Annotated in this window: 5 protein-coding genes and 2 pseudogenes; 4 read left to right on the plus strand and 3 right to left on the minus strand. The window is 72.3% G+C overall.

The window, feature by feature from the left end; genetic code table 11:
* Window positions 1-6 precede the first annotated feature (6 nt).
* Together OO52_RS07225 and OO52_RS07230 are read right to left on the minus strand one after the other, a co-directional pair.
* A complete protein-coding gene (locus OO52_RS07225) occupies window positions 7-1,125 on the minus strand; it encodes an ADP-ribosylglycohydrolase family protein (protein WP_030642139.1) in 1,119 nt (372 codons plus the stop codon).
* 493 nt (window positions 1,126-1,618) lie between these two features.
* Window positions 1,619-2,621, minus strand: a pseudogene (locus OO52_RS07230) (ADP-ribosylglycohydrolase family protein); the annotation flags it as partial.
* 264 nt (window positions 2,622-2,885) lie between these two features.
* Here OO52_RS07230 and OO52_RS07235 point away from each other — a divergent pair.
* From OO52_RS07235 to OO52_RS07250, 4 genes are all read left to right on the plus strand, one after another.
* A complete protein-coding gene (locus OO52_RS07235) occupies window positions 2,886-3,617 on the plus strand; it encodes a VIT1/CCC1 transporter family protein (RefSeq protein ID WP_030642142.1) in 732 nt (243 codons plus the stop codon).
* A gap of 477 nt (window positions 3,618-4,094) precedes the next feature.
* Window positions 4,095-8,693, plus strand: a complete 4,599-nt coding sequence (gene gltB, locus OO52_RS07240; protein WP_199819924.1) for a glutamate synthase large subunit — start codon at window positions 4,095-4,097, stop codon at window positions 8,691-8,693.
* Window positions 8,686-10,149 (plus strand): glutamate synthase subunit beta, encoded by a 1,464-nt coding sequence (locus tag OO52_RS07245; protein ID WP_030642146.1) that lies wholly within the window; start codon window positions 8,686-8,688, stop codon window positions 10,147-10,149. The genes gltB and OO52_RS07245 overlap by 8 nt, the downstream gene beginning before the upstream one ends.
* A gap of 163 nt (window positions 10,150-10,312) precedes the next feature.
* Entirely contained in the window at window positions 10,313-11,074 is a 762-nt protein-coding gene (locus tag OO52_RS07250) for a vWA domain-containing protein (RefSeq protein ID WP_030937327.1), read from the plus strand.
* Here OO52_RS07250 and OO52_RS07255 read toward each other — a convergent pair.
* Window positions 11,071-11,925, minus strand: a pseudogene (locus OO52_RS07255) (acyl-CoA dehydrogenase family protein); the annotation flags it as partial. The gene OO52_RS07250 and the pseudogene OO52_RS07255 overlap by 4 nt on opposite strands.
* Window positions 11,926-11,927 lie beyond the last annotated feature (2 nt).

An 11,927-nucleotide genomic window follows, 5' to 3' on the forward strand; every position in this document is an offset into this window, starting at 1 on the left:
CCCGAATCATCCTCCTGGGCGGGCCGGTTGTGCGGCTTCCAGGAGTCCGGCGAGTTCCACCAGGTCGGTGCCGGTGAGGCGGGGCAGGGTGCAGCCGGGCAGGACGCGGCAGGCGTCCCGCCAGGTCTCGGGGACGGCCGCGCCGCCGCCGAGGGCGCCGGTGAGCGCGCCGGCGAGGGCGGGGGCGGAGTCGGCGACCCGCGACAGGCAGGCGGCGGCCGGCACGGCCTCGGCGATCCGGCCCCGGGCGGCGGTGGCCAGGGCGAGCGCGACGGGGACGGTCTCCGCGGCGGCGATGCCGTAGCTGTAGACGTGGTCGACGATCTGGTGTTCCAGGAGGGGCACGAGGGCGAAGGCGGACTCGCTGTCCTCGGCCAGGGCGAGGGCGTGGCGGGTGTTGCGGCCGATCTCGGTGTCCGCCGGGAGTTCGGCGAGCGCGGCGGTCACGCAGGCGTCGGTGTCCGCGTCGGCGAGGGCGAGGGAGAGGGCCGCCGCCATCGCCCGCGCACCGTGCACGCCGTCGCCGTCCTGGGTGTAGCGGGCGTCGAACTCGGCGAGCGCGGCGGCCTGTTCCGGATCACCGGGGTGGGCCACGGCGAGGACGCAGGCGCGGACGCAGGCCGCGTCGTCGAAGTAGTGCGGGTTGTCGTGGCCGGTGGCGGGCGGGCGCAGGCCGGTGGCGAGGTTGCCGAGGCCGGCGCGGACGGAGATGCGGGCGCGCAGCGGCAGTACGGCGGACTCGACCTCCGGGGCGCGGTCCGCCGCGGCGGCGACCTCGGAGGCCACGGCGGTCCAGGTGAGGTCGATGGCGGCGCGCATACGGCGGGCCCGGCTGAGGTCGCCCAGGACGTCGTCGTCGCCGGCGCGCAGGACCGCCTCCGCGGCGAACGCCGCCCACTCGGCGTCGTCGGAGGGGCCGAGGCGGAGGGGCTCGGGGGACTGGTTGAGGGCGATCGGCACCGGGAGGGTGGTGGTGGCGTTCTGCTCGGCGAAGGTGTCCAGTTCCCGGGTGAGACGACGGGTCCACTCGGGCATGCGGGCGGCGCGGTGCCGGGCGGCGGGCCAGCCGGCGGCGTCTCCGGCGGCCAGGCCGAGGAGGAGGCCCTCGATACGGCGCGCAGTCATGGCCGCCCCTCGCCGTCCGGTCGCCCGGTGAGGGGGCTTCGCCGGATGGCCCCTCGCCCCTCGCCGTCCGGTCGCCCGGCATGCCCGGCCCCCACCAGGGGGCTCCGCCCGCCGGCCGGTCGCCCCGCCTTGCCGTCCCCCACCAAGGGGCTCCGCCCGCCGGACCCCCGATCCCCCGCCCACCCACCACCCGACTCGGTCGACTGGGTGGTGAGGGGCCGGGATGGGAGGAGTTCGGTCGGCTGGATGGTGGGGGGTGGGGGTGGGAGGAGTTCGGTCGGCTGGGTCGCTGGGGCAGAGGGTGGGAGGAGTTCGGCCGGGAGTGGCCGCACCACACTCTCGACTGCCACCCGCGCCGCCTCCGCCACGGCCCCCGGCAGCACCGCGGCCAACGTCACCGGCGGCTCAGCGGCGATCAGCTCCCTCTTCTCCGCCGCCCCAGCCGTGATCACCTCCCGCTTCTCCACCGCCCCGGTCTCCACCCCTCCCGTGCTCCCTTCCGCCGCCGTCACCAGGAGTTCCGCGATCTCCCGTACGTGGTGGCCGGCGATGGACGGCAGGCAGCGACCCCGGGCCGGGCCGATCGCCGCGGACCAGTGGGGCGGGATCGCCGAGAGGCCCTGGGTCGCGCCGGAGAGGGCGCCCGCCACCGCCGCCGTCGTGTCCGCGTCGCGGCCCATGTTGACGGCCGTCAGGACCGCCTCCCGGAAGTCGCCGTCGGCCGCCGCGTACGCGCCGAAGGCGAGGGCGACCGCTTCCGGGGCCAGGTCGGTCCAGGGGTAGCCGCCGATGACGACCGCGGAGCGGACCGCGCGTTCGCCGCGATGCGCCACCGCCACCGCGCGCCGCAGGGAGCGAGCCGTCCAGGAGTCGTCCGGGATCACCGCGAGCGCGGAGGCGATCACCACCGGGACCGCAGCGCCGGTCATCGCCGCCGCCACACCCGCCGCGACCGCCTGGCCGCCGTAGATGCCCTCGCCCTCGTGACTGACGGAACCGTCGATGGCCACCAGCCGGGCCGCTTCGGCGGGTCGCCCGGCGGCGAAGACCCCGAAGGGTGCCGCCCGCATCGCCAGCCCGTCGCTCCAGGCGTGCCGGTGCTGGGCCGAGATGGGGGCGGCCAGACCACGGCGGAGGTTCTCCAGCGTGCCGCGCTCGCTGAAGCCGGCGCCGCGGAAGGGCCCCTCGGCCCGGTCGGCGATCCACTCGTGCCAGGCCGCCTCGACGTGCTCCGGGGTGAGCGCCGAGCCGTGCTGGGCCAGCAGCAGACCGGAGAAGATCGCGTACTCGGTGTCGTCCGTGCCGGACGGCTGCTCGCTGACGTATCCGGTGATCCGGCCCCAGCGGGCGCGGATCTCGGAGGGCCTGAGGTTCTCCGCCGGTGCGCCCAGCGCGTCCCCGACGGCCAGGCCGAGCAGCGCGCCCCGGGCCCGCTCACGGAGTCCGGGGGCTTCACCGGGCGCCGGGGCCGGGGGAGTGCAGGCGGTCGATGCCATGGGCGGCCTCCTTCGGCGGGGTCGCGCGGGGACCCTTTGCGGATGTGTCCCACGGGAGGCGGCCGCGTGAGCCGACGGTGGGGCTCTGTCACCCGGTCGGCATCTGAGCTGATATTCGCACATCTGAGCACTTAAGGAAGAACCCGCAGGTTAGCCGAGCCTTTCCTTGCTGGCGCGGGCGAAATGATGAGCGTAAGTTCTGTGTTGTCGAAAAGTAGAACTCGTCCAAAGTTAGCTTTGGCTTAGCTTCCTTGGGGGGCCCGGATGGCCATCATCGAAACCGAGGCCGCGCTGCACGAGGCGCACCGTGACAACCACACGCACCGCGATGTGAACGGCGGATGGCTGCGGCCCGCCGTCTTCGGCGCCATGGACGGTCTCGTCTCCAACCTCGCCCTGATGACGGGCGTGGCCGGCGGGGCCGTGAGCCAGCACACCATCGTCATCACCGGCCTCGCGGGGCTCGCCGCCGGCGCCTTCTCCATGGCGGCCGGCGAGTACACGTCCGTTGCCTCCCAGCGGGAACTGGTCGAGGCGGAACTCGACGTCGAGCGCCGCGAGCTGCGCAGGCATCCGCAGGACGAGGAGGACGAGCTGGCCGCGCTGTACGTGGCCCGCGGGGTCGAGCCGGCACTGGCCCGGCAGGTCGCCCGGCAGCTCTCCAAGGATCCGGAGCAGGCGCTGGAGATCCACGCCCGCGAGGAGCTGGGCATCGACCCCGGCGATCTGCCCTCGCCGCTGGTCGCCGCCGTCTCGTCCTTCGGGTCGTTCGCGCTCGGTGCCCTGCTGCCCGTGCTGCCGTACCTGCTCGGCGCGACCGTGCTGTGGCCCGCCGTCCTGCTCGCTCTCGTCGGGCTCTTCGCGTGTGGTGCCGTCGTGGCCAGGGTGACCGCGCGCAGTTGGTGGTTCAGTGGTCTGCGGCAGCTCGCGCTCGGCGGTGCGGCGGCCGGTGTGACGTACGCCCTGGGCAGCCTGTTCGGAACGGCCGTAGGATAGAGCGACCGGTACGTATGCGATGGGCCGCATAAGTAACCGTTACTCGTGGGTTTCGAGTCGTTTACCAGCGGGCATGAGCCGTACGCGCTGTGGGCAATGACGCCTGCCGCACCCCCGCGGGGTGGGCGATGACGCTCGCCCCGGACCCCCTTCGGGCCGCCGGACGCCGATCCGACCGATCTTGTCCGCGACGGTCCCCCACAAAACGTCGGCCGCCACCGCGCGGCCCCCGCCGTCACCGCACGGCACCGCCGTCCTCGGACGGCACGGCGCCGCCATCGCACGGCACCCCGCCGCGTCCGCGCGGCACCTCCGCCGCGACCGCGGCGTCCGCATGTTGGAACGGTGTTTCCGGTTCCCGAGAACCGCTCCATCATGTAACCTGCACGAAATTTTGATCTCATCGCAGATCTCGCAGAGGGCCAACGTCGTCCCTCGGCACTTGCCACATGCCACATGACGACGACGGGAGAGCCGATGCGTACGCCGCGCCAGCCGTCCCAGCATTCCGCGAATGGCCAGAACTGGTCGTTCATGGATGCTCGCCCTGCTGCGCAGGGTATGTACGACCCCCGCAACGAACACGACGCGTGCGGCGTCGGTTTCGTCGCCACCCTCACCGGCGAGGCGTCCCACACCCTGGTCGAGCAGGCCCTCACCGTCCTGCGCAACCTGGAGCACCGTGGTGCCACCGGCTCCGAGCCCGACTCCGGCGACGGCGCGGGCATCCTCTCGCAGGTGCCGGATGCCTTCCTCCGCGAAGTGGCCGGTTTCGACCTTCCCGCGGCCGGCTCCTATGCCGTAGGCATCGCCTTCCTCCCGGAGGACGGGACCGAGGACGCCGTCTCACGGATCGAGACGATCGCCGCCGACGAGGGGCTGACCGTCCTCGGCTGGCGTGAGGTCCCGGTCGCGCCCGAGCTGCTCGGCGCCACCGCCCGCTCCACCATGCCGGCGTTCCGGCAGATCTTCGTCACCGACGGCGCCAGCGAGGGCATCGCGCTGGACCGCAAGGCCTTCGTGCTGCGCAAGCGCGCCGAGCGCGAGGCCGGGGTCTACTTCCCGTCCCTGTCCGCCCGGACGATCGTCTACAAGGGCATGCTGACCACCGGCCAGCTCGAGCCCTTCTTCCCGGACCTGTCCGACCGCCGCTTCGCCTCCGCGATCGCGCTCGTGCACTCCCGGTTCTCCACGAACACCTTCCCGTCGTGGCCGCTCGCGCACCCGTACCGCTTCGTCGCGCACAACGGTGAGATCAACACCGTCAAGGGCAACCGCAACTGGATGCGCGCCCGCGAGTCCCAGCTCGTCTCCGACCTGTTCGGTTCCGACGGGAAGGCCATCGAGCGCATCTTCCCGGTCTGCACGCCGGACGCCTCCGACTCCGCCTCCTTCGACGAGGTCCTGGAGCTGCTGCACCTCGGCGGCCGTTCGCTGCCGCACTCCGTGCTGATGATGATCCCGGAGGCGTGGGAGAACCACGACTCCATGGACCCGGCCCGGCGCGCCTTCTACCAGTTCCACTCCACGATGATGGAGCCCTGGGACGGCCCGGCCTGCGTCACCTTCACCGACGGCACCCAGGTCGGCGCCGTGCTCGACCGCAACGGTCTGCGCCCCGGCCGCTACTGGGTCACCGACGAGGGTCTCGTCGTCCTCGGCTCCGAGGTCGGCGTCCTCGACATCGACCCGGCCAAGGTCGTCCGCAAGGGCCGCCTCCAGCCCGGCAAGATGTTCCTCGTCGACACCGTCGAGCACCGCATCATCGAGGACGACGAGATCAAGGCGTCCCTCGCCGCGGAGAAGCCGTACGCCGAGTGGCTGGAAGCCGGCGAGATCGAGCTGGTCGACCTGCCCGAGCGCGAGCACATCGTCCACACCCACGCCTCGGTCACCCGCCGCCAGCAGACCTTCGGCTACACCGAGGAGGAGCTGCGCGTCATCCTCGCCCCGATGGCCCGCACCGGCGCCGAGCCGATCGGCTCCATGGGCACGGACTCGCCGATCGCGGCCCTGTCCGAGCGCCCGCGGCTGCTCTTCGACTACTTCACCCAGCTGTTCGCGCAGGTCACCAACCCGCCGCTGGACGCGATCCGCGAGGAGCTGGTCACCTCCCTGCGCTCGTCGCTGGGCCCCGAGGGCAATCTGCTGGAGCCGACGGCAGCCTCCTGCCGCTCGGTCACCCTGCCCTTCCCGGTGATCGACAACGACGAGCTGGCCAAGCTCATCCACATCAACGCCGACGGCGACATGCCCGGCTTCAAGGCCGCCACGCTGTCCGGCCTGTACCGGGTCTCCGGCGGCGGTGAGGCCCTCGCCGCCCGCATCGAGGAGATCTGCGCCGAGGCCGACGCGGCGATCGAGAACGGCGCCCGCCTGATCGTCCTGTCCGACCGGCACTCCGACGCCGAGCACGCGCCGATCCCGTCGCTGCTGCTCACCGCGGCCGTCCACCACCACCTCATCCGCACCAAGCAGCGCACCCAGGTGGGCTTGCTGGTCGAGGCCGGCGACGTCCGCGAGGTCCACCACGTCGCCCTGCTCATCGGCTACGGCGCCGCCGCCGTCAACCCGTACCTGGCGATGGAGTCGGTGGAGGACCTGCTGCGCGCGGGCACCTTCATCAACGGCATCGAGCCCGAGCAGGCCATCAAGAACCTGATCTACGCCCTCGGCAAGGGCGTCCTGAAGGTCATGTCCAAGATGGGCATCTCCACCGTCGCCTCCTACCGCGGCGCCCAGGTCTTCGAGGCCGTCGGCCTGGACGAGACCTTCGTGGAGAAGTACTTCAACGGCACCGCCACCAAGATCGGCGGCGTCGGCATCGACGTCATCGCCCAGGAGGTCGCCGCCCGCCACGCCAAGGCCTACCCGGCCTCCGGCATCGCCCCGGCGCACCGCGCGCTGGAGATCGGCGGCGAGTACCAGTGGCGCCGCGAGGGCGAGCCGCACCTGTTCGACCCGGAGACGGTCTTCCGCCTCCAGCACTCCACGCGCACCGGCCGGTACGACATCTTCAAGAAGTACACCGAGCGCGTGAACGAGCAGTCCGAGCGCCTGATGACGCTGCGCGGCCTGTTCGGCTTCAAGTCCGACCGGCAGCCGATCCCGGTCGAGGAGGTCGAGCCGGTCTCCGAGATCGTCAAGCGGTTCTCGACGGGCGCGATGTCGTACGGCTCCATCTCCAAGGAGGCGCACGAGACCCTCGCCATCGCCATGAACCAGTTGGGCGGCAAGTCCAACACCGGTGAGGGCGGCGAGGACCCGGAGCGCCTGTACGACCCGGCTCGGCGCAGCGCCATCAAGCAGGTCGCCTCCGGCCGCTTCGGCGTGACCTCCGAGTACCTGGTCAACGCGGACGACATCCAGATCAAGATGGCCCAGGGCGCCAAGCCCGGCGAGGGCGGCCAGCTGCCCGGCCACAAGGTCTACCCGTGGGTCGCCAAGACGCGTCACTCGACGCCGGGCGTCGGCCTGATCTCCCCGCCGCCGCACCACGACATCTACTCCATCGAGGACCTGGCCCAGCTGATCCACGACCTGAAGAACGCGAACCCGCAGGCGCGGATCCACGTGAAGCTGGTCTCCGAGGTCGGTGTCGGCACGGTCGCGGCCGGTGTGTCCAAGGCGCACGCGGACGTCGTGCTCATCTCCGGTCACGACGGTGGTACGGGTGCCTCCCCGCTGACGTCGCTGAAGCACGCGGGCGGCCCCTGGGAGCTGGGCCTCGCCGAGACCCAGCAGACCCTGCTGCTCAACGGCCTGCGCGACCGCATCGTCGTCCAGACCGACGGCCAGCTCAAGACCGGCCGCGACGTGATCATCGCCGCGCTGCTCGGCGCCGAGGAGTTCGGTTTCGCGACCGCTCCGCTCGTCGTCTCCGGCTGCGTGATGATGCGCGTCTGCCACCTGGACACCTGTCCGGTCGGCATCGCCACCCAGAACCCGACCCTGCGCGACCGCTTCGCCGGCAAGGCCGAGTACGTCGTGAACTTCTTCCAGTTCATCGCCGAGGAGGTCCGCGAGCTCCTCGCCGAGCTGGGCTTCCGCTCCATCGAGGAGGCCGTCGGCCACGCCGAGGTGCTGGACGTCGAGCGCGCGGTCGACCACTGGAAGGCGCAGGGCCTGGACCTGGAGCCGCTCTTCCACGTGCCGGACCTGCCCGAGGGCGCCGTCCGCCACCGGCTGATCGCCCAGGACCACGGCCTGGAGAAGGCCCTGGACAACGAGCTGATCAAGCTCGCCGCCGACGCGCTGGCCGCGAACGACGCGACCGAGGCGCAGCCGGTGCGTGCCCAGGTCGCCATCCGCAACATCAACCGCACGGTCGGCACCATGCTCGGCCACGAGGTGACGAAGAAGTTCGGTGGCGCGGGCCTGCCCGACGACACCATCGACATCACCTTCACCGGCTCGGCCGGCCAGTCCTTCGGCGCCTTCCTGCCGCGCGGTGTCACGCTCCGCCTGGAGGGCGACGCCAACGACTACGTCGGCAAGGGCCTGTCCGGCGGCCGGATCATCGTCCGCCCGGACCGGGCGGCCGACCACCTCGCCGAGTACTCGACCATCGCGGGCAACACCATCGCCTACGGCGCCACCGGCGGCGAGCTGTTCCTGCGCGGCCGTACCGGTGAGCGGTTCTGCGTCCGCAACTCCGGCGCGCTGGTCGTCTCCGAGGGCGTGGGCGACCACGGCTGCGAGTACATGACCGGCGGTCACGCGGTCGTCCTCGGCCCGACCGGCCGCAACTTCGCCGCGGGCATGTCCGGCGGTGTCGCCTACGTCATCGACCTCGACCGCGACAACGTCAACGCCGGCAACGCCGGGTCCGTCGAGGCGCTGGACGACACCGACAAGCAGTGGCTGCACGACGTGGTGCGCCGTCACGCCGAGGAGACCGGCTCGACGGTCGCCGAGAAGCTGCTCGCCGACTGGGACACGGCCGCGGAGCGGTTCAGCAAGATCATCCCCAGCACGTACAAGTCAGTGCTCGCCGCCAAGGACGCCGCCGAGCGAGCCGGTCTCACCGAGACCGAGATCACCGAGAAGATGATGGAGGCGGCGATCAATGGCTGACCCCAAGGGCTTCCTGAACCACGGCCGTGAGGTCGCCAAGACCCGCCCCGTCGACGAGCGGGTCAAGGACTGGAACGAGGTCTACGTCCCCGGCTCCCTGCTGCCGATCATCAGCAAGCAGGCCAGCCGCTGCATGGACTGCGGCATCCCGTTCTGCCACAACGGCTGTCCGCTGGGGAACCTGATCCCCGAGTGGAACGACTACGCCTACCGCGAGGACTGGGCGGCCGCCCAGGAGCGGCTGCACGCGACCAACAACTTCCCGGAGTTCACCGGTCGCCTCTGCCCGGCCCCCTGCGAGTCGGCGTGCGTGCTGGGCATCAACCAGCCGCCGGTCACCATCAAGAACGTCGAGGTCTCGATCATCGACAAGGCGTGGGAGACCGGGGACGTCGCCCCGCAGATCCCCGAGCGCCTGTCCGGCAAGACGGTCGCGGTCATCGGCTCCGGCCCGGCGGGCCTCGCCGCCGCCCAGCAGCTGACCCGGGCCGGCCACACCGTCGCCGTCTACGAGCGCGCGGACCGCGTCGGAGGCCTCCTGCGGTACGGCATCCCCGAGTTCAAGATGGAGAAGCGGCACATCAACCGCCGTATCGAGCAGATGCGCGCGGAGGGCACCCGGTTCCGCACCGGCATCGAGATCGGCCGCGACCTCAAGGCGACCGACCTGAAGAAGCGGTACGACGCCGTCGTCCTGGCCGTCGGCGCGACGACCGCCCGTGACCTGCCGGTGCCCGGCCGCGAGCTCAAGGGCATCTACCAGGCCATGGAGTACCTGCCGCTGGCCAACAAGGTGCAGGAGGGCGACTACGTCACCCCGCCGGTCTCGGCCGAGGGCAAGCACGTCATCGTGATCGGCGGCGGCGACACCGGCGCGGACTGCGTGGGCACCGCCCACCGGCAGGGCGCGGCCTCCGTCACCCAGCTGGAGATCATGCCCCGCCCGAACGACGAGCGGCACCCGACGAACCAGCCCTGGCCGACCTTCCCGATGCTCTACAAGGTCACCTCGGCCCACGAGGAGGGCGGCGAGCGGGTCTACTCCGTCTCCACCACCCACTTCGAGGGCGACGAGGACGGCAACGTGCAGTGGCTGCACCTCACCGAGGTGGAGTTCATCGACGGCAAGCTCACCCAGAAGCCCGGCACCGAGCGCAAGATCCCGGCCCAGCTGGTGACGCTCGCGATGGGCTTCACCGGCACCGACCGGGAGAACGGCCTGGTGGAGCAGTTCGGCCTGGAGCTCGACGAACGCGGTAACATCGCCCGCGACGCCGACTTCCAGACCAACGTGCCGGGTGTGTTCGTCGCCGGTGACGCCGGCCGCGGCCAGTCCCTCATCGTGTGGGCGATCGCGGAGGGCCGCTCGGCCGCCCGCGGAGTCGACCGCTTCCTGACCGGAGCCAGCGACCTGCCGGCCCCGATCCGCCCGACGGACCGCGCCCTGGCGGTCTGACGCGCACGACGGACCCCGGGTCCGTCGAAGACGTCCCGTACAAAGGCGTACGGAACATGAACGGCGCCTGCCCGCCTGTCCCCGACCGGACGACTGGGCAGGCGTCGTCGCATGTACGTCGTACGGGTACGCTCGGGCGCCGGAACAGCCGAGGGGGGAGACCATGGCCGCGATCAGTCTGCGCAAGGTGGAGGAGACCGCGCCCGCGCTGGTCGGCGCCTACCGGTCGGCGGGGGTGTCGCTGCGCAAGCACGGCCTGGACGGGCTGCGGGCGGCCGTCTACCTCGTGGTCGACCACTCGGGCTCGATGAGGCCGTACTACCAGGACGGCAGCGTGCAGGCGCTCGCCGACCGCGTGCTGGGCCTGTCCGCGCACCTGGACGACGACGGCCGGGTGCCCGTCGTGTTCTTCTCCACGGACGTCGACGCGGTCACCGACATCGCCCTCGCCGGACACGAGGGTCGCATCGAGCGGATCGTGGCCGGGCTCGGCCACATGGGCAAGACCAGCTACCACCTGGCGATGGACGCCGTCATCGACCACTACCTGGACAGCGGCGCCACCGCCCCCGCCCTCGTCGTCTTCCAGACCGACGGCGGCCCGATCAACAAGCTCGCCGCCGAACGCTATCTCTGCAAGGCCGCTCGACTCCCGCTGTTCTGGCAGTTCGTCGGCTTCGGCGACCCGGGCAGCCGGCAGTTCGAGTTCCTGCGCAAGCTGGACGAACTGGCGGTCCCCGGCAAGCGGATCGTGGACAACGCCGGCTTCTTCCACGCCGGCCAGGACCCGCGCCGGGTCTCCGACGCCGAACTGTACGACCGTCTCGTCGGCGAGTTCCCGAGGTGGCTCACGGCCGCGCGCGCGGCGGGCGTCGTACGGCCGGACCGGGACACGGCCCCGCGCCGATCCACCACCCTCCCCTAGAGCCCGTCCGCGAGCACCAGGTCCCGGCACTCCTCGGGCGTCCCCCACGCCGAGCGCAGAGCCCGGGCCTTGGTCAGCCACAGGGACAGGTCGTACTCCGCCGTGTACCCGATCGCGCCGTGCAGGTGCAGCGCCGTACGAGCCGTCCGGTACGCCGCCTCGCACGCCGTGAGCTTGGCGGCGGCCACCTCGGCCGGACGCAGGGACACCGCCGCGCCGAACAGCAGCGGGCGGGCGAACTCCAGGGCGGTCTTCGCGTCGGCCAGGCGGTGTTTGACGGCCTGGAAGGAGCCGACGGGGACACCGAACTGGGTGCGCTGCTGCACGTAGGCCACGGTCCGGTCGAGCAGGGCGAGGCCGACGCCGAGGGCCTGGGCGGCGGTGGCCAGGCGGGCCCAGACGAGCGCTCGGTCGTACGGCGCGCCGGGAGTGAGGAGTTCACCGGCGGGGGAGAGCCGGGTCAGCCGGCGGGCCGGGTCCAGGGAGCGGCGCACGGGGCCGGGAGCGGCCGTGGACAGGTACAGGCCGTCGGCGGCCGGGGCCAGGCGGAGGGACGCGGCGTCGCCGTCGAGGGCGTAGCCGGTGGGCGCCGCCACGGTCGCCACGTCCGTCCCGGCCGCGAGCCCGGGCAGGAAACGCCCGGCCAGCGGGGGCTCGCCGAGGAGTACGGCCGCCGCGACCGTCTCCGCGAGCGGACCGGGTACGGCGTGACGGCCCAACTCCACGAACGCCACGGACAGTTCCACCGGGCGCGGCCCCAGCCCGCCGTACTCCTCCGGCACCGCCAGGCCGAACACCCCCACCTCGGCGATCCGCGACCACAGCGCGCGCCCGCGCGTGTGGTCGCCCCGGC

The sequence above is a fragment of the Streptomyces flaveolus genome (genome assembly GCF_000716535.1).
Taxonomy (GTDB): Bacteria; Actinomycetota; Actinomycetes; order Streptomycetales; family Streptomycetaceae; genus Streptomyces; species Streptomyces flaveolus_A.

What these genes read in the sequence shown, in the direction of transcription:
- OO52_RS07225 (WP_030642139.1), bottom strand. Translation starts at nt 1,125, where the DNA reads ATGACTGCGCGCCGTATCGAGGGCCTCCTCCTCGGCCTGGCCGCCGGA.
- OO52_RS07235 (WP_030642142.1), top strand. Translation starts at nt 2,886, where the DNA reads ATGGCCATCATCGAAACCGAGGCCGCGCTGCACGAGGCGCACCGTGAC.
- gltB (WP_199819924.1), top strand. Translation starts at nt 4,095, where the DNA reads ATGCGTACGCCGCGCCAGCCGTCCCAGCATTCCGCGAATGGCCAGAAC.
- OO52_RS07245 (WP_030642146.1), top strand. Translation starts at nt 8,686, where the DNA reads ATGGCTGACCCCAAGGGCTTCCTGAACCACGGCCGTGAGGTCGCCAAG.
- OO52_RS07250 (WP_030937327.1), top strand. Translation starts at nt 10,313, where the DNA reads ATGGCCGCGATCAGTCTGCGCAAGGTGGAGGAGACCGCGCCCGCGCTG.